The following is an 18,531-nucleotide window of genomic DNA, read 5'->3' as shown; positions in this document are numbered from 1 at the left end:
GCCATGGCTGAAGCCCTGACCATCGGTTCCGTCGCGGTTCCCGGACGGGTCTGGATCGCCCCGATGACCGGGGTGTCCGACCTGCCGTTCCGCCGCGCCGCGTCGCGGCTGGGCGCCGCCTATGTCGCGACCGAGATGGTGGCCTGCGCCGAATTCGCCCGCGGCCGGCCCGACGTGGTGCGCCGCGCCGCGGTCGGCGACGGGCTGCCGCTGATGGTGGTGCAACTGATCGGCCACGACCCCGAAGCGGTGGCCGAGGGTGCCCGCCTGGCCGCCGCCGCCGGGGCGCAGATCATCGACCTGAATTTCGGCTGCCCGGCGCGCGAGGTGACCGGGGTGCAGTCCGGCTCCGCCATGATGCGCGACCCGGACCGGGCCGAGCGGCTGGTCGCGGCCGCGGCCGGCGCGGTCGATGTGCCGGTCACCGTCAAGATCCGGCTGGGCTGGGACGACCTCAGCCGCAACGCGCCGGACTTCGCCCGCCGCTGCGTCGCCGCCGGCGCCCGGGCGGTGACGGTGCATGGCCGCACCCGCTGCCAGTTCTACAAGGGCACGGCCGACTGGAGCGCGGTGCGGGCGGTGAAGCAGGCGGTCGACGTGCCGGTGATCGTCAATGGCGACATCGTCGACGGCGCCACCGCGCGCGAGGCGCTGGCGCAATCCGGCGCCGACGGCGTCATGGTCGGCCGCGGCGTCACCGGCAAGCCCTGGATCGCCGCCGCGATCGAGGCGGCGCTGGCCCGGCCGGACGCCGAAGGTACCGCCGAGCCCGGCCCCGAGGACCGGCTGGCGATCGCCCTGCGGCATTTCCGCGAGACGCTGGCCTTCTACGGCGACCATCACGGGCTGCGGGTCTTCCGCAAGCACCTGGCCGCCTATATCGAGGCCGCGCCCTGGCCGGCCGCCGCCGAGGACCGGCGTGAAGCCCGCCGGGTGCTGTGCCAGAGCGACTCCCCGGCCGAGGTCGAGGCCGGCCTGGCCGCGCTGTGGACCGTCGGGCGGCAGCGCCTGGCGGCCTGACGCCGGCATCCCGGCCACGGCGCGACTGCGCGTGGCGGTTTGACGCCTTGTTCCTGCTGTGTTCCAATCCCATCTCGGTGAGGCCCCTTGCCGCCGACCGCATTCCCGCTCCGCCTCGTCGGCGGCCCTTCCCCTTCGCCCTGGCCGGACCGATAGTATCCCCATGAGCTCGGCGCCCCTCCTCTCCCCCACCCCGGCCTCGCCGCGCGGCGAGACCTCCCCGGTCGTCATCCATCGCCCGGCCCTGCCGGAGAAGGACCGGTCGACCCCGTTCAAGCTGGTCTCGGACTACAAGCCGGCCGGCGACCAGCCCGAGGCAATCGCCGAGCTGCTGGCCGGAATCGAGAAGGGTGAGCGCGACCAGGTGCTGCTCGGCGTCACCGGCTCGGGCAAGACCTTCACCATGGCGCATGTGATCCAGACGCTGCAGCGCCCGACCCTGGTGCTGGCGCCGAACAAGACCCTGGCCGCCCAGCTTTACGGCGAGTTCAAGAGCTTCTTCCCGGAGAACGCGGTCGAGTTTTTCGTCAGCTACTACGACTACTACCAGCCGGAAGCCTACGTCGCCCGCACCGACACCTATATCGAGAAGGAAAGCCAGATCAACGAGCAGATCGACCGGATGCGCCACGCGGCCACCCGGGCGCTGCTGGAGCGGCACGACTGCATCATCGTCGCCTCGGTGTCCTGCATCTATGGCATCGGCGACGTCGAATCCTACAGCGAGATGACCATCCCGCTGGAGGCCGGGCAGAAGCTGAACCGGCAGGTGCTGCTGAAGCATCTGGTCGACATCCAGTACCGGCGCAACGACACCGCCTTCGGCCGCGGCACCTTCCGGGTGCGCGGCGACACGGTCGAGATCTTCCCGGCCCATCTGGAGGACCGCGCCTGGCGCATCTCCTTCTTCGGCGACGAGATCGATTCGATCCATGAGTTCGACCCGCTGACCGGCGAGAAGTTCGCGGCGCTGAAGATGGTCCGCATCTACGCCAACAGCCACTACGTCACGCCGAAGCCGACGCTCTTGCAGGCGATCAAGGGCATCCGGGTCGAGCTGAAGGAGCGGCTGGAGGAGTACAACGCCACCGGCAAGCTGCTGGAGGCGCAGCGGCTGGAGCAGCGCACCCAGTTCGACCTGGAGATGATGGAGGCCACCGGCAGCTGCGCCGGCATCGAGAACTACTCCCGCTACCTGACCGGGCGGGCGCCGGGAGATCCGCCGCCGACGCTGTTCGAGTACCTGCCCGAGGACGCGCTGCTGGTGGTCGATGAGAGCCATGTGATGGTGCCGCAGGTCGGCGGCATGTTCCGCGGCGACCGGGCGCGCAAGGACATCCTGGCGGAATACGGCTTCCGCCTGCCCTCCTGCCGCGACAACCGGCCGCTGAAGTTCGAGGAATGGGACGCGATGCGGCCGCAGAGCGTCTTCGTCTCCGCCACGCCCGGTCCCTGGGAGATGGAGCGCACCGGCGGCGTCTTCGCCGAGCAGGTGGTGCGCCCCACCGGGCTGATCGACCCAATCGTCATCGTCCGGTCGACCGCCACCCAGGTCGACGACGTCATGGCCGAATGCCGCGACTGCGTCGCCCGTGGCCTGCGCGTCCTGGTCACCACCCTGACCAAGAAGATGGCCGAGGCGCTGACCGAGTACATGACCGAGGCCGGCATCAAGGTCCGCTACCTGCATTCCGACGTCGAGACGCTGGAGCGGATCGAGATCATCCGCGACCTGCGGCTGGGCGTGTTCGACGTGCTGGTCGGCATCAACCTGCTGCGCGAGGGGCTGGACCTGCCCGAGGTCGGGCTGGTCGCCATCCTCGACGCCGACAAGGAAGGCTTCCTGCGCAGCCGCACCTCGCTGATCCAGACCATCGGCCGCGCCGCCCGAAACATCGAGGGCCGGGCCATCCTCTATGCTGACAGCATGACCGGCAGCCTGGAGGCGGCGCTGGGCGAGACCAACCGGCGGCGCGAGAAGCAGCAAGCCTACAACGCCGCCCACGGCATCACGCCGGAGAGCGTGAAGAAGCAGATCGGCGACATCCTCGACAGCGTCTATGAGCGCGGCGACCGGGTCACCGTCTCGACCGGCGACAGCGGCGCCAAGCACCTGACCGGCAAGTCGCTGAAGGAGCATATCGGCGACCTGGAGAAGCGGATGCGCGAGGCCGCCGCCAACCTCGAGTTCGAGGAGGCGGCCCGGATCCGCGACGAGCTGCGCCGGCTGGAGGCGGCCGATATGGGGCTGAACGCCGGGACGGATGGCGGCGCCGGCATCATCGTCCACGCGCGCGTCGGCTCGCACGGCCACGCCGCGGCGCTGGAAGGCGTGCCCCTGTCGATCGCCAAGCCCACCGAACGGCCCAAGAAGGGCCGCCGCCGCAAGGGACCGTGAGCCGATGAGCCCTGCCGAACGTCCAGTGGGCGAACGCCCCTTGCCGCCGACGGGCAAGGCCGAGCCGCGAATCGCCGTCGTCACCGGCGCCGCCAAGCGGATCGGCCGGGCGATCGCGCTCGATCTGGCCAAGCATGGCTGGCGGGTGGCGATCACCTGGCACAGCTCCGTCGAGGAGGCGGTGCAGACGGTCCGCGACATCGAGGCGGCCGGTACCCGGGGCTTGGCGATCCGGGCCGACCTGACCGACGAGGCGCAGGTCGAGGCGGTGATGCCGCAGGCGGCCGAAGGCCTCGGCGGCCCGGTGTCGCTGCTGGTCAACAACGCCTCGGCCTTCCGCATGGACACGGTGGCGACGGCGACGCGGGCCAGCTGGGACGAGCATCTTGAGACCAACCTCCGTGCCCCGCTGGTGCTGACCCAGGCGATGGCACGGCAGCTGCCGGCCGACTGGCCGGGCAATGTCGTCAACATGCTCGACCAGCGGGTGTGGAACCCGACCCCCTATTTCCTGTCCTACACCGTGGCCAAGATCGGGCTGTGGACGCTGACCCGCACCTTGGCCCAGGCGCTGGCGCCGAGGATCCGGGTCAACGGCATCGGCCCCGGCCCGACGCTGAAGAGCGACCGGCAGAGCGAGGAACATTTCGCCCTGCAATGGGATGCCGTACCGCTGCGCCGGCCGACCGCGCCGCAGGAGATCTGCGACGCCATCCGCTTCATTTTGTCCGCCCCGGCGATGACCGGGCAGATGATCGCGCTGGATGGCGGCGAGCATCTCGGCTGGGCCCAGCCGAGCCGCGGCATCGTGCCCCTGGAATGAGCAGCGAAGGGGAACGATGCCGGTCGCGCGCGTCCAAATTATCTCAAATTCGCGATCGAACCGCCTTGACCCTCGCGCATGGCCAGGGCAGCACCGGGATATCGCCCGCCTGCGCCCGGACGCCGCAGGACAACCGCTCTGCGGTAGCGGCTATCGCCTTGGATTTCCTGGCCTCGCCGCCTCGCCACGACGGGAAGTTGTGCACAGGCGAAATCCGAATCGGAGAGATCCGACATTTTCCGGTGCGCGCATAGTGTATGATGCTTCTGTTTCAACTTGACTTGGAATTTATCTATATTTTTCAGCGGATTAGATTTTTTGCCCATTTTTTGAGCAAGAACGATGACACTTAGGCGGCGCCTCGGTTGTCGCATTCTTAGGGTCGGTTTCCCACAAAGTTATCCACAGATTCGGTGGATATCACCGAAGCGTCATCCCCCCGCCCAGCCGACTCACCCGGACGTTCACGATCCGGTCTGGACGCGGCGCCCGGACCGGTCGACATTGCGGCCATGAGCGATACCCTGACCGACATGCCTCCCGACGCTCCACCGCCTGAGCGCCCGAAGCCCTCGGGCCGCGCCCGGACGCGGGCGCACAGCATCGCCGACGGGGTCGCGGTGATCCAGGCGCATCTGCGCACCCTGCCCAGTTCGCCTGGCGTCTACCGGATGCTCGACGAGGACGGCAACGCCCTCTATGTCGGCAAGGCGCGCAACCTGAAGAAGCGGGTCTTCGCCTACACCCAGACCGGCAAGCAGCCGGCGCGCCTGCTGCGCATGATCGCCGACACGGTCGCCATGGAATTCGTGGTGACCCGGTCCGAGGTCGAGGCGCTGCTGCTCGAAGCCAACCTGATCAAGCGGCTGAAGCCCCGCTACAACGTGGTGATGCGGGACGACAAGACCTTCCCGCACATCATGATCTCGGGCGACCACGCCTTCCCGCGCATCGCCAAGCATCGCGGCGCCACCGGGGCCAGCGGCCAGTTCTTCGGCCCCTTCGCCTCGGCCGGGTCGGTCAACCGCACCATCACCGCGCTGCAGCGCGCCTTCCTGCTGCGCAACTGCTCGGATTCGATCTTCTCCACCCGCAGCCGGCCCTGCCTGCAGTACCAGATCAAGCGCTGCACCGCCCCCTGCGTCGGCTATGTCACCGAGGCGCAATACGCCGAGCAGGTGGCCAGCGCGGTCGACTTCCTGAGCGGCCGCAGCCAGGGCGTGCAGGCCCGCTTCGCCGAGCAGATGATGGCGGCCAGCGAAAAGCTGGATTTCGAGCAAGCGGCGCGCTGGCGCGACCGCATCCGCGCCCTGACCAACGTCCAGTCGCACCAGGACATCAATGTCGAGGGCATCGGCGACGCCGACGCGCTGGCGATCCATGAGGCCGGCGGCCACAGCTGCATCCAGGTCTATTTCTTCCGCGGCGGCCGCAACTACGGCACCCGGGCCTATTTCCCGAGCCACGACAAGACGGCGGAGCGGCCGGAGATCCTGGCCGCGTTCCTGAGCCAGTTCTACGACAGCCACCCGCCCCCGCCGTTGGTTTTGCTCAGCGACGAAGTCGCTGAGGAGACGCTTCTGTCGGAGGCGCTGACGCTGAAGGCCGACCGCAAGGTCGAGATCGCGGTGCCGAAGCGCGGCGACAAGCGCCGGCTGATCGAGCATGCCCTGAACAACGCCCGCGAGGCGCTGGGCCGCCGCATGGCCGAGAGCGCCAGCCAGGCGGTGCTGCTGGAGGGCGTGGCCCGGGTGTTCGGCCTGGATGCGCCGCCGCGCCGGATCGAGGTCTACGACAACAGCCATCTCGGCGGCACCAACGCGTTGGGCGCCATGATCGTGGCCGGGCCGGACGGCTTCATCAAATCCGCCTACCGCAAGTTCAACATCAAGGGGCCGGTCACCCCGGGCGACGACTACGCGATGATGCGCGAGGTGCTGACCCGCCGCTTCGCCCGCGCCCTGAAGGAGGACCCGGACCGCGAGCAGGAGGGCTGGCCCGACCTGGTGCTGATCGATGGCGGCCAGGGCCAGCTGAGCGTCGTCCGGGAGGTCTTCGCCGAACTCGGCATCACCGATGTGGCGCTGGTCTCGATCGCCAAGGGGCCGGACCGCGATGCCGGGCGCGAGCGCTTCTTCATGGCCGACCGGCCGCCCTTCGGCCTGGAGCCGAAGGACCCGGTGCTGTACTTCCTGCAGCGGCTGCGCGACGAGGCCCACCGCTTCGTCATCGGCGGCCAGCGCACCCGCCGCGCCGGCGACATCACCAAGTCGCCGATCGACGAGATCGCCGGCATCGGCCCGCGCCGGAAGAAGGCGCTGCTGCTGCATTTCGGCTCGGCCCGCGCCGTCAGCCGCGCCAGCCTGCAGGATCTCGAGGCGGTCGACGGCATCAGCAAGGCGGTCGCAGGCCTCATATATCGACATTTCCACCCCGACGCCTGAGGCGCCATGTGCTAGCGTTCCGAAGCCCCTGAAGTCAGTGCCGTCGCCATGGTTACCAGCCTGCCGAACCTCTTGACCTACTCGCGCATCGCGGCCATCCCGGTGCTGATCGCGCTGTTCTACGTGCCGGCCCCCTGGGCGGCGTGGACCTGTCTCGTCATCTATGCCGCCGCCGCCATCACCGACTATCTCGACGGCAAGCTGGCGCGGGCCTGGAACGAGACCTCGCCGATCGGCCGGCTCCTGGATCCGATCGCCGACAAGATGCTGGTCACCGCCGTGCTGTTCATGCTGGCCGCCTTCGACCGGCTGCAGGGCTGGTCGATCATCCCGGCCGTGGTGATCCTGCTGCGCGAGGTGCTGATCTCCGGCCTGCGCGAGTTCCTGGCCGGGATGAATGCCCGCGGCCTGCCTGTCACGGCGCTGGCCAAGTGGAAGACCACGATCCAGATGCTGGCGATCGGCTTCCTGATCGTCGGCGACACCGGCACGCGAGCCTTCGACGGCAAGCTGCCGGTGACCGAGATCGGCATCGCCGGCATCTGGGTGGCCGCGGTGCTGACCCTGGTGACCGGCTGGAGCTATCTGCGCGAGGGCGTGCGCCAGGCGATCACCGAGGATCCGCGCAGCCCGCCCCCGGCCAAGGCCGCCGGCACCTTCGGTTGATCCCTCATGCGCGTGCTCGGCATTGCCGGCTGGAGCGGCAGCGGCAAGACGACGCTGCTGGAGAAGCTGATCCCGGCGCTGATCGGCCGTGGCCTGACCGTCTCCACCATCAAGCACGCCCATCACGACTTCGATGTCGACCAGCCCGGCAAGGACAGCTGGCGCCACCGTGAGGCCGGGGCGACCGAGGTGCTGGTCTCGTCCGACCGGCGCTGGGCCCTGATGCACGAGCATCGCGGCGCCGCCGAGCCGCCTTTGGCCGAACTGCTGGCGAAGCTGGCGCCGGTCGACCTGGTGCTGGTCGAGGGCTTCAAGCGCGAGGCCACTCCCAAGCTGGAGGTCTGGCGGGCCGAGACCGGCAAGCCGCCGCTGCACCCGGAGGATCCCAGCATCGTGGCGGTGGCCAGCGACGGGCCGATCGCCGACCCGGCCCGGACGCGGCTGGACATCGACGACATCGAGGCGATCGCCGATTTCGTCGCCGATTTCGCCCGCAGGACCGGCTGAGCGTGGCCCGGCTCCCCGATGATTGCTTCGCGCTCGGCGACCGGCTGCTGTCGGTCGAGGAGGCGGTGACGGAGTTCCGCTCCCGGCTGTCGGTGGCCGCCGAGGCGGAGATCGTGCCGCTCGTGGCGGCGGAGAACCGATTCCTGGCCGAGGAACTGGTCGCCGACCGCTCGGTGCCGCCGCACGCCAATGCCGCGGTCGACGGCTACGCCGTCCATGCCGACGACCTGACGCCCGGCGCCCCGACCACCCTGCCCGTCGCCGGCCGCGCCGCCGCCGGCCATCCCTTCCCCGGCCCGGTGCCGCGGGGCGCGGCGATCCGCATCTTCACCGGCGCGCCGCTGCCCGCCGGGCCGGACACGGTGGTGATGCAGGAGGATTGCGCGGCCGCCGACGGCCGGGTCACCCTGCCGGCCGGGCTGCGCCGCGACGCCCATATCCGCCAGGAAGGCGACGACATCCGCGCCGGCGACACCGTGCTGACCGCCGGGCGCCGGCTGGGCCCGGCCGAGATCGGCCTCGCCGCCTCGCTGGGCCGCGCCTCCCTGCCCGTCCGCCGGCCGCTGCGGGTGGCGGTGCTGTCGACCGGCGACGAGGTGCGCGACCCGGGCACACCGGTGGCCGAGGGCCAGATCTACGACGCCAACCGCTATCTGCTGGCGGCGCTGCTGCGCCGGCTGGGCTGCGACGTCGCCGACCGCGGCATCGTGCCGGACCGGGCCGATGCCGTCCGCTCGGCCCTGACGGCGGCCGTGGCGGAGGCGGATGCGATCCTCACCTCCGGCGGCGTCTCGGTCGGCGATGAGGACCATGTCAAGGCGGCGCTGGAGGCCGCGGGCGGCCGGCTGCATCATTGGCGGCTGGCGATCAAGCCGGGCAAGCCGGTGGCGCTGGGCCAGATCGGCGGCGCCGTCTTCCTGGGCCTGCCGGGCAACCCGGTGGCGGCGATGGTCACCTTCCTGCTGGTGGCCCGGCCGCTGCTGCTTTACCTGGCCGGCGCCGAGCCGCTGCCGCTGCGCCGCTTCCCGGTCGCCGCCGGTTTCGGCCACGGCAAGAAGCCCGGCCGCCGCGAGTTCCTGCGCGCGGTGCTGGAGACGGATGCCTCCGGCGCACTGGTCGCCCGCCGCCACGGCCGGGAGGGCGCGGGCATGCTGAGCTCACTCGCCGGCGCCGAGGGCTTGGTCGAGCTGCCGGAAGACCTGACAGCTGTGGCACCCGGCGACCCGGTTGCCTATATCCCGTTGAGCGCCCTGATCTGAGAACCGGCATGAAGCTCCTGTATTTCGCCTGGGTCCGCAGCAAGATCGGCACGGCCGCCGAGACGGTGTCGCCGCCGGAGACCGTGCGCGACGTCGCCGGCCTGCTGGACTGGCTGCGCGCCCGCGGCGCCGGCTATGCCGAGGCCCTGGCCAACCCGGCGGTGGTTCGGGTCGCGGTCAACCAGCGCTTCGCCAAGCCGGGTGACCCGGTGACGCCGGGCGACGAGATCGGCATCTTCCCGCCCGTGACCGGAGGCTGACATGGCCGTGCGCGTGCAGGAGGCCGATTTCGACGTCGGCGCCGAGATCGCGGCGCTGTCCGAGGGGCGCAGCGATGTCGGCGGCGTCGCCAGCTTCGTCGGGCTGGTGCGCGACATCGCCGGCGGCACGTCGGTCACGGCGATGACGCTGGAGCATTATCCCGGCATGACCGAGCGGCAGCTCGAGGAGATCGAAGCCGAGGCGCGCGGCCGCTGGCCGCTCCTGGAGGTGCGCATCGTCCATCGCGTCGGCCGGCTGGAGCCGGGCGACCGGATCATGTTCTGCGGCGCCGCCTCGGCCCATCGCGGCGCGGCGCTGGAGGCCTGCGCCTTCCTGATGGACTGGCTGAAGACCAAGGCCCCCTTCTGGAAGAAGGAGGAGACGCCGGACGGTGAGCGCTGGGTCGAGGCCCGGGCCGAGGATGACGACGCGGCCGCGCGCTGGCGCTGATTTCTGTCCTGCCGATTCCCCGCTTCTCATCGTGACTCCGGCGGTGTAGCCCCGAGGACAACGAAGGGGAAACGCAGCAATGGTGCAGGCATCGGCGCAACCGGCGCCCGGCTGGGCGGATCTGCTCGGCGAAGGGCGGCTGCCGCGATTCGCGATGGTCTGCCTGGGCATCTGGCTGAACGCAGCCGATTCCCTCGTCACCGCCACCATCATGCCCAGCGTCGGCGCCGACCTGGGCGGCTACGCCTATTTCAGCTGGGCCACCGCCGGCTTCCTGATGGGCGCCATCCTGGCCGGCGCCAGCGCCGGGCGGCTGTCGGAGCGGTTCGGGCTGCGCTGGGCCTCGGCCATCGGCGGCCTGGCCTTCGCGCTGGGCTGCGTGGCCAGCGCCGCTGCCCCGGACATCGGCGTGTTCCTGGCCGGCCGGCTGGTGCAGGGCATCGGCAGCGGCTGGGTCGCCGGCTTCTCCATGGTCGCGATCGCGCTGCTGTTCCCCGAGCGCCACCTGGCCCGGATGTTCGCTGTGGCCTCCGGCATCTGGGGCATCGCCACCATCCTGGGGCCGCTGGTCGGCGGCCTGTTCGCCCAGGCCGGGGACTGGCGCGCCGTGTTCTGGCTGTTCACGGCCCAGGCGCTGGTCTTCACCGCCGCCTCGCCCTGGCTGCTGAAGGGTACGGTGCGCAGCGCCGGCGGACAGCTGGGCGTGCCCTGGCCGCAGATCGGTGGGCTGGGGCTGGGCGTCGGCGCCATCGCCATGGCGGATGTCATCCCGAACCCGGCCGTCGCGCTGGCGCTGGTCGCCGCCGGCCTGGGCATCCTGGTGCTGGTGATGCGGATCGATGGCGGCGCCCGGGTGCGGCTGCTGCCGCGCCAGGCGGGCGATCTGCGCACGGTGTGCGGCACCGCCTATGCCGCGGTCTTCGCCCTGATGGCGACCTCGATGGCGCTGAACGTCTACGGCCCCGCCATCTTGCAGACGCTGCACGGCCTGTCGCCGCTGTGGGCCGGCTATGTCGTGGCGGTGATGGCGCTGGCCTGGACCCTGGCCGCCTTCGTCGTCGCCGGCGCCACCGGCGCGGGCGAGCTGCGCTGGCTGCTGCGCGGCGCCGTCTGCATCCTGGCCGGCGCGGTGCTGCTGGTGGTGGTGATGCGCGACGCCCCGCTGGCCTGGATCGTCGGCGCGGCCCTGCTGATGGGCGCGGGCTTCGGCTTCTCCTCCAGCCTGCTGAACCGGCGGCTGATCGGCACCCTGGCCGATGACGACAAGGCGATCGGTAGCGCGGCGATGATCGCGGTGCGCCAGACCGGCGGCGCGGTGGGCGCCGCCATCGCCGGCGCGACCGCCAACCTGGTCGGCTTCGGCGCCGGGCTGACGGTCGAGACCGCCCGGGCGGCGGCGCTGTGGGTGTTCGTCACCGCCCTGCCGCTGGCCGTGTTCGGCGCCTGGGCCGCCTGGCGGCTGACCGTTGCCGCTAACGCGGCCCCGGCCCGTCACGAGCCGGGTCGAGGCTGACCCACAGCGCACCGTCGAACGGCAGGGCGGAGAAGCGGCTGTTGATCTCGGCCAGGGTGGCGCCGGGGTCGAGGTCGCCGAAGATCTCCGGCCGCACCCAGCGCGCCACCGCCTCCACCGCCACGATGTTCAGCGGCACGGCGTTGAAGAAGTTCCACAGCCCGTGCACCCGGCCGTCGTGGGCGGCGGCGAGGCCGGACAGGCCGGGCGCCGACAGCACGGCGGCGAGGCTCCGCCGCGCGGTCGCGGCGGGAACGCCGGGCCCGACGACGAGCCCCGGCGCGCCCTCCGCCTGCGGCAGGCCGGTGGCGATGTAGACCTGCGGGTCCTGCCCGATCACATATTCCAGGCTGAGCACCCCGCCCCCGGCGTCCGGGAAGCGGTCCGCGGCGATGTTGCGGCCGCCGACCAGCGACACCAGCTCGCCCAGCCCGGTCTCGCCGAACGCCCAGCAGCAATCGTCGGGCTGCGGATAGGCATGCATCAGCACCGCCGGCCCCGGCTCAGGATGCCCGGCCATGCGTCGGCGGATGCGGTCCAGTCGCGCCTCCCAGAAATCGGCGAAGGCGTTGGCCCGGTCCTCGCGGCCGAGCACGCGGCCCAGCAGCCGCATGCTTGAGGCGGTGTTCGCCAGCGGCCGGTGGTTGAAGTCGACCACCACCGCCGGCACCCCGGCCGCGGTCAGCCGGTCCAGGATCAGCCGCCCCTGCTCCGTCTCCGCCTGCCAGGCGCCGAAGATGGCGAGATCGGCGCCGACCGTCAGCGCCTTCTCCAGCGAGAAGCTCTCATCCGTGCCGCCGCCCACCACCGGCACCTCGGCCAGGCGCGGGAACCGGGCCAGGAAGGCTGCATAGAGGCCGGGATCGTATTGCCGCGTGTCGTCGGCCCAGCCGGCCAGCAGCGACACCGGGTCGGGGTCGACCAGCGCCAGCGCCACCAGGTTGATGCCGGCGCCCAGCAGCACCGCCCGCGGCTGATGCGTCACCGTCACCTGCCGGCCGGCGGCGTCGGTCACGGTCACCGGCCAGCCCGCTTGGGCAGGCAGGCCGACGAGGCAGGTCAGCAGCAGGAGGGCGCAGGCCAGCGCCTTGGATCGCTTCATGAATTTGTCCTGGTCACGTTCCCATTCGAGCTAGACGAGAATGAGAATTAATGTCAATTAGCCGGTCATCGCTGCCCTGGCAACCCTGCCGGCCTTTCCCCGCAACCGGAGCCGACCTCACCGATGCGACATCGACCCAGTCCCCGCGCCTGCCTCCTCCTCGGGCTGCTCGCCACCACGGCACTCGCGCCGACGCCCGTCCTGGCCCAGGCTGCAGCACAGGGGCCGGCCCCGGCCGATGGCGCGGCGGTGACCCTGCCGCCGATCGTGGTGCAGGGCGGCGCGGAGACATCGACCAGCGAGGTGCGGGGCTTCACCGCCACGACCAGCGCCAGCGCCACCAAGACCGACACGCCGTTGGTCGAGACGCCGCAGTCGATCTCGGTCGTCACCCGCGGCCAGCTCGACGCCCGCAACGTGCAGAACCTGCAGGAGGCGCTGGCCTACACCCCCGGCATCCTGACCGGCCTCTACGGCTTCTCGCCGCGGCTCGACCAGTTCTGGATCCGTGGCTTCGATGCCGCATATTTCGGCATCTTCCGCGACGGGCTGCGGCAGCCGACCGGCCAGGTCTTCGCCGGCATCCGCACCGAGCCTTACGGCTTGGCGGCGATCAACGTGCTGCGCGGCCCGGCCTCGGCCAATTACGGCCTGTCCTCGCCGGCCGGGCTGGTCGACCTGGTCACCAAGCGCCCGCCGGACCAGCCGCTGCGCGAGGCCGAGCTGCAGTTCGGCAACCATGACCGGTACCAGGGCCAGTTCGACCTGGGCGGTCCGCTGGACGAAGAGAACCGCTTCTCCTGGCGCCTGACCGGGCTGTTCCGCGACAGCGACACCCAGATGCAGGCGGTGCCGGACGACCGCGCCTATATCGCCCCGGCCTTCACCTGGCGGCCGAACGAGGACACGACCGTCACCTTCCTCGGCGCCTATCAGAAGGACAAGAGCGGCGGCAGCCTGTTCAACTACTACTCGCCGGCCACCGGGCTGCTCGACATCCGCACCGCGGATTCGGCCTGGAACGACCTCGACATGGAGAGCGTGCGGGCGGGCTACGAGATCGAGCACCGGGTCGACGACGCGCTGACGCTGCGGCAGAACTTCCGCTACGCCCATGTCGATGCCAACACCCGCTACGTCTACATCACCGGCCTGGCGGACGACGGCAACACCGTCTTCCGCCGCGCCGGGCAGGACCGCGAGAGCCTGGACACGGTGTCGGTCGACAATCAGGCGCAGCTGCGCTTCGACACCGGGCCGGTGCAGCACACGCTGCTGGCCGGTCTCGACTACACCTTCCTCGACACCACCCATATCGCCGGCGACGGGCCGGCGCCGGACCTCGACCTGGTCACGCAGAACTACGGCAAACAGCACATCGGCCAGCCGCCGGTCTACGCCCGCACCTTGCAGCAGCAGCAGCAGATCGGCGTCTATCTGCAGGACCAGATCCGCTTCGGCGGCTGGCTGCTGACGCTGAGCGGCCGGCACGACTGGCTCGAGACCACCAGCCGGGAGCGCATCGCCGGCACCGAGCAGGATGCCTCCGACAGCGCCTTCACCGGCCGCGTCGGCCTGAGCTACGTCACCGATTTCGGCCTCGCGCCCTATGTCTCCTACGCCACCTCCTTCACCCCGAACACGGGGACGGACTGGCAGGGCCGCTTGTTCAAGCCGACGACCGGGGAGCAGATCGAGGCCGGCGTCAAGTACCAGCCCGAAGGGCTGAACAGCCTGGTTACAGCTTCGGTGTTCCAGATGACGCAGGAGAACGGGCTGATCGCGGACTCGGCCCATGTCAACTACAGGGCCGCCCGCGGCGAGGTGCGGGTGCGCGGCATCGAGCTGGAGGGGCTGGCCGATCTCGGCGAAGGGCTCAGCCTGCAGATCGCCTACACCTATCTCGATCCGGAGGCCACCGAGGGCACTGCGGCGACGGAAGGCAAGGACCCGTCCGGCATCCCGAACCATGTGGTCTCGGCCTGGGCCGATTACCGGGTGCCGGACCGGATCGTGCCGGGGCTGAGCCTGGGCACCGGCGTGCGCTACATCGGGTCGAGCTATCGCGACGACGACAACAGCACCGGCCGCAACGACGCCGTGACGCTGTTCGACGCCGCCATCCGCTACGATCTCGGCGCGGTCGAGCCGCGGCTGGACGGGGTGCAACTGGCGGTCAATGCCACCAACCTGTTCGACCGCGACTACACCACCTGCGCCCAGGGCTATTGCTACGAGGGCCTGGGCCAGACGGTGATCGGCAGCATCAAGTATCGGTGGTGAGGGGTCGGCGCCAGCCCCCTCACCCTCCCATTCGCCAACGCGAATGGGCCCCTCCCTCTCCCCAAGGAGAGGGGAACAAGAGCCGCGCCCTCTTTACCTCTCCTTGGGGAGAGGTCGAAATCGCGTCGGTGATTTCGGGTGAGGGGGTGGCGCCGGCCGTGCCATCGAGCCGGGCTGCCGAGCCTGGAAACAAAAAAGGGCGCGCCCCGCTGCCGGGACACGCCCCTTTTCTTGGCTCAGCCCAGCCTCAAGCGGCGGCGGCCTTCGGCTCCTTGCGGACCTCGACCGAATAAGCGTCGATCATGGTCTTGCAGATCTGGCCCGGGGTGAAGCGGTGCGGGCCGATCTCGCCGACCGGGGTGATCTCGGCCGCGGTGCCGGTCAGGAACACTTCCGTGCCCTTTGCCAGCTCATCCGGCTGGATGTGCCGCTCGACCACCTCGATGCCGTTGCGGCGCGCCAGCTCGATCGCGGTCTGGCGGGTGAGGCCGTTGAGGAAGCAGTCGGCGGTCGGCGTGTGCAGCTTGCCGTCGATGGCGATGAAGACGTTCGCGCCGGTCGCCTCCGCGACATAGCCGCGATAGTCGTACATCAGCGCGTCCTGGTAGCCCGCCGCCTCGGCCTTGTGCTTGGCCAGGGTGCAGATCATGTACAGGCCGGCGGCCTTGGCGTGCACCGGGGCCGAGTCCGGCGACGGGCGGCGCCAGTCGGACAGGGTCAGGCGGATGCCCTTCATCTTCGCCTCGGCCGAGAAGTAGCTCGGCCATTCCCACACCGCGATGGCGACATGGATGGTGTTGGCCTGGGCCGAGACGCCCATCATCTCCGACCCGCGCCAGGCGACCGGGCGGATATAGGCGTCGGTCAGGCCGTTCTTCTCAAGGGTCAGTGCCTTTGCCGCATCCAGCTCGGCCGTGCTGAAGGGCAGCTTCATGCCCAGCGTGGTGGCCGAGAACTCCAGCCGCTTCGAGTGCTCCGTGCCCTTGAAGATCCGGCCGTTGTAAGCCCGCTCCCCTTCGAATACAGAACTGGCGTAGTGTAAGCCGTGAGTCAGGACGTGGATGTTGGCGCTACGCCATTCGACCAGCTTGCCGTCCATCCATATCCAGCCGTCACGGTCATGGAAGGGAGTCGTCGACATGATGGGCCTTTCCCGCATTGTCATTTGTGTCGCCGTCGGACCGTGAGCGGTAACATTCGGGGTCAAAACAAGTCAACATGGCTGACATAAAATCACCCGTGAATCCGCTCTTCCTCCGCGAGGAGGAGATCCGCCAAGGCATCGAACTGCTATTCTACGCCTATCGCGGCTTCACTGCCGAGCCCGATGCGCTGCTCGCAACCCTGGGTCTCGGCCGGGCCCATCACCGTGCACTTTATTTCATCGGGCGGCATCCGGAGATCACGGTCAGTGCGCTGCTGGCGATCCTGCGCATCACCAAGCAGAGCCTGGGCCGAGTCCTGAACGAGCTGGTCGAGCGCAGCTATGTCGAGCAGCAGCAGGGCCAGCGCGACCGGCGCCAGCGCCTACTGACCCTGACCGAGACGGGTGCGGTGCTGGAGCGGCAGCTGTTCGAGAGCCAGCGCAAGCTGATCGGCCAAGCCTACCGCAATGCCGGGGCCGAGGCGGTGGATGGCTTCCGCAAGGTGCTGGAGGGGCTGATCGCGCTGAGCGAGCCGGCGGCGATCGAGGAGGAGCCGGACGTGCCGGCCGCCGCCCCGCGCGTCGCCAGCCGGTAGCAGCCGATGACAATGACCGCCGACGAGCCCGCCCACATCCTGGTCGTCGAGGACGACCGCCGGGTCCGCGAGCTGCTGCGCAAATACCTGATGGAGAACGGCTTCCTGGTGACCGCCGCGGTCGACGCGGCGGATGCGCGGGAGAAGCTGGCGGCGATCGCCTTCGACCTGCTGGTGCTGGACGTGATGATGCCCGGCGAGACCGGGCTGCAGCTGACCGCCGACCTGCGCCAGCGCATGAGCACGCCGATCCTGCTGCTGACCGCCCGCGGCGAGCCGGAGGACCGGATCGCCGGGCTGGAGAGCGGGGCCGACGACTATCTGCCGAAGCCGTTCGAGCCGCGCGAGCTGGTGCTGCGCATCAACAGCATCCTGCGCCGCCTGGCCCCGCCGCCGCCCCGCGCCGCCGGCACCATCCGGCTCGGCGCCTTCACCTTCGACATCGAGCGCGGCGAATTGCTGCAGGAGGGCGAGCGCGTGCGCCTGACCACCGGCGAGGAGAACCTGCTGCGCATCCTGGCCCAGCATGCCGGCGAGACCGTGTCGCGCGAGGCGCTGACCGAATCCGGCACCATCGACGGCGGCGTCCGGGCGGTCGACGTGCAGGTGACGCGGCTTCGGCGTAAGATCGAGCCCGATCCGCGCCTGCCCCGCTATCTCCACACCGTGCGCGGCGAAGGCTATGTGCTGAGACCCGACGGATGATGCGCGCCCCCGCCCTGCCCCGGCTGTCCACCCCCCTCCGGCTGCGGGCGAGGATCAAAAGGTTCCTGCCCCGCACCCTGTTCGGCCGGGCGCTGGTGATCATCGTCACGCCGATGATCCTGGCCCAGGCGATCTCGACCTATGTGTTCTTCGGCCGCCACATCGACGTGATCACCACAACGATGGCCCGCACCGTCTCCGGCGAGATCGGCCTGACCATCGACGAGATCGGCGGCGGCATGACGCCGGTCGCCCGCGCCGCCGTGTTCAGCCGGGCGCAGCGGAACACCGGGCTGATCTACAGCTTCGATCCGGGCGTCGAGCTGGGATCGACCAGCGGCGGCGATGCCCTGGACGAGGGCCAGCGCGCCCTGGCCCGTGGCATCCGGGCGTCGCAACCCTATGACTTCACTATCGAATCCGGCGAGGAGAACGACACCGACATCGTCCGCATGCAGCTGTCCGACGGCGTGCTGACGGTCGAGGTGCCGTCCAAGCGGCTGTCCAGCTTCACCACCAACCTGTTCTACCTGTCGATGCTGGGGTCGACGGTGATCCTGTCGGCCGTCGCCATCATCTTCATGCGCAACCAACTGCGCCCGATCCGGCGCTTGGCCATCGCCGCCGACCGCTTCGGCAAGGGCCGCGACATGCCGGGATTCCGGCCGCATGGAGCGGAGGAGATCCGCCAGGCGTCAGAGGCCTTCATCGACATGCGCGACCGCATCCGCCGCCAGATCCAGCAGCGCACGGAGATGCTGGCCGGCGTCAGCCACGACCTGCGCACCCCCCTGACACGGATGAAGCTGCAGCTCGCCATGCTCGGCGACGGGCCCGACATCGACGAGCTGCGCACCGATGTCGACGAGATGCGGCAGATGATCGACGCCTATCTCTCCTTCGCCCGCGGCGAGGGCACCGAGGAGGCGACACCGACCGATCTCGCCGCCTTCCTGGAGGAGGTGGTGGTGGCGGCGCGGCGGGAGGGCGCCGATATCGCCTTCGACGCGCCGGAGAGCCAGGTCCTGCCGCTGCGGCGGGAGGCGATGCGGCGCTGCCTGGCGAACCTGCTGTCCAACGCCCGGCGGCATGCCCGGCACATCTGGTTGACCGTGATCCAGGACGACGGCGCCGTCGCCCTGGTGGTGGATGATGACGGCCCCGGCATCCCGCCGGACCAGCGCGAGGAGGCGATGAAGCCCTTCGTCCGGCTGGACGAATCGCGCAACCAGGAGACCGGCGGCACCGGCCTCGGCCTCGCCATCGCCCGCGATGTGGCGCGGCGGCATGGCGGCGACCTGATGCTGTCGACCTCGCCGATGGGCGGGCTGCGCTGCACCGTGCGCCTGCCGCTCTGACC

Annotated in this window: 16 protein-coding genes; 14 read left to right on the top strand and 2 right to left on the bottom strand. The window is 70.3% G+C overall.

All coding sequences use genetic code 11. The features are described from left to right. Positions 1-3: 3 nt before the first annotated feature. The 10 genes from dusB (at position 4) to BWR60_RS05910 (ending at position 11,341) form a co-directional block, all read left to right on the top strand. Positions 4-1,020, top strand: coding sequence for a tRNA dihydrouridine synthase DusB (gene dusB / locus BWR60_RS05955; protein ID WP_088150094.1), 1,017 nt, complete (start codon positions 4-6; stop codon positions 1,018-1,020). Between the two features lie 163 nt (positions 1,021-1,183). Next, entirely contained in the window at positions 1,184-3,418 is a 2,235-nt protein-coding gene (gene uvrB, locus BWR60_RS05950) for an excinuclease ABC subunit UvrB (protein ID WP_088150093.1), read from the top strand. A 40-nt stretch (positions 3,419-3,458) separates the two neighbouring features. After that, complete coding sequence (locus BWR60_RS05945; protein ID WP_429913009.1) at positions 3,459-4,241, top strand: SDR family oxidoreductase; 783 nt, start codon at positions 3,459-3,461, stop codon at positions 4,239-4,241. Between the two features lie 533 nt (positions 4,242-4,774). Next, on the top strand, positions 4,775-6,685 hold the full coding sequence (gene uvrC / locus BWR60_RS05940) for an excinuclease ABC subunit UvrC (RefSeq protein WP_218823364.1): 1,911 nt from the start codon (positions 4,775-4,777) through the stop codon (positions 6,683-6,685). 48 nt (positions 6,686-6,733) lie between these two features. Next, positions 6,734-7,351, top strand: a complete 618-nt coding sequence (gene pgsA / locus BWR60_RS05935; RefSeq protein WP_088150090.1) for a CDP-diacylglycerol--glycerol-3-phosphate 3-phosphatidyltransferase — start codon at positions 6,734-6,736, stop codon at positions 7,349-7,351. 6 nt (positions 7,352-7,357) lie between these two features. After that, complete coding sequence (mobB, locus tag BWR60_RS05930) at positions 7,358-7,858, top strand: molybdopterin-guanine dinucleotide biosynthesis protein B (protein ID WP_088150089.1); 501 nt, start codon at positions 7,358-7,360, stop codon at positions 7,856-7,858. Positions 7,859-7,860: 2 nt separating this feature from the next. Then, on the top strand, positions 7,861-9,117 hold the full coding sequence (locus tag BWR60_RS05925; RefSeq protein WP_088150088.1) for a molybdopterin molybdotransferase MoeA: 1,257 nt from the start codon (positions 7,861-7,863) through the stop codon (positions 9,115-9,117). An 8-nt stretch (positions 9,118-9,125) separates the two neighbouring features. Next, entirely contained in the window at positions 9,126-9,377 is a 252-nt protein-coding gene (moaD, locus tag BWR60_RS05920; protein WP_088150087.1) for a molybdopterin converting factor subunit 1, read from the top strand. Position 9,378: 1 nt separating this feature from the next. Next, a complete protein-coding gene (moaE, locus tag BWR60_RS05915; RefSeq protein ID WP_088150086.1) occupies positions 9,379-9,828 on the top strand; it encodes a molybdopterin synthase catalytic subunit MoaE in 450 nt (149 codons plus the stop codon). Positions 9,829-9,907: 79 nt separating this feature from the next. After that, positions 9,908-11,341 carry an MFS transporter gene (locus BWR60_RS05910; protein ID WP_088150085.1) on the top strand — a complete coding sequence of 478 codons (1,434 nt, stop codon included), beginning with the start codon at positions 9,908-9,910 and terminating at the stop codon, positions 11,339-11,341. Here BWR60_RS05910 and BWR60_RS05905 read toward each other — a convergent pair. Further along, the gene (locus BWR60_RS05905) at positions 11,301-12,443 is read right to left on the bottom strand and encodes an ABC transporter substrate-binding protein (RefSeq protein WP_088150084.1); all 1,143 of its coding nucleotides are present in this window, start codon (positions 12,441-12,443) and stop codon (positions 11,301-11,303) included. The genes BWR60_RS05910 and BWR60_RS05905 overlap by 41 nt on opposite strands. 123 nt (positions 12,444-12,566) lie before the next feature. Between BWR60_RS05905 and BWR60_RS05900 the strand changes: the two genes are divergently transcribed. Continuing rightward, a complete protein-coding gene (locus BWR60_RS05900; protein ID WP_088150083.1) occupies positions 12,567-14,726 on the top strand; it encodes a TonB-dependent siderophore receptor in 2,160 nt (719 codons plus the stop codon). Between the two features lie 247 nt (positions 14,727-14,973). Here the strand turns inward: BWR60_RS05900 and BWR60_RS05895 are convergent, their stop codons facing one another. After that, on the bottom strand, positions 14,974-15,867 hold the full coding sequence (locus BWR60_RS05895) for a branched-chain amino acid aminotransferase (protein WP_088150082.1): 894 nt from the start codon (positions 15,865-15,867) through the stop codon (positions 14,974-14,976). A 77-nt stretch (positions 15,868-15,944) separates the two neighbouring features. On the opposite strand from BWR60_RS05895, the gene BWR60_RS05890 reads away from it, so the two are divergent. Genes BWR60_RS05890 through BWR60_RS05880 form a run of 3 tightly spaced genes read left to right on the top strand, consistent with a single transcriptional unit; the run spans position 15,945 to position 18,529 of the window. Then, positions 15,945-16,466, top strand: a complete 522-nt coding sequence (locus BWR60_RS05890) for a MarR family winged helix-turn-helix transcriptional regulator (RefSeq protein WP_088150081.1) — start codon at positions 15,945-15,947, stop codon at positions 16,464-16,466. A 12-nt stretch (positions 16,467-16,478) separates the two neighbouring features. Beyond that, positions 16,479-17,171, top strand: coding sequence for a response regulator (locus BWR60_RS05885; RefSeq protein ID WP_088150080.1), 693 nt, complete (start codon positions 16,479-16,481; stop codon positions 17,169-17,171). Continuing rightward, positions 17,168-18,529, top strand: coding sequence for an ATP-binding protein (locus BWR60_RS05880; protein ID WP_088150079.1), 1,362 nt, complete (start codon positions 17,168-17,170; stop codon positions 18,527-18,529). Before BWR60_RS05885 ends, BWR60_RS05880 begins: the two co-directional genes overlap by 4 nt. Positions 18,530-18,531: the final 2 nt, after the last annotated feature.

The organism is Inquilinus limosus (assembly GCF_002195995.1).
GTDB lineage: Bacteria > Pseudomonadota > Alphaproteobacteria > DSM-16000 > Inquilinaceae > Inquilinus > Inquilinus limosus_C.
The sequence above is the reverse complement of the archived record's forward strand: the minus strand, read 5'-3'. Positions and strand labels throughout refer to the sequence as shown.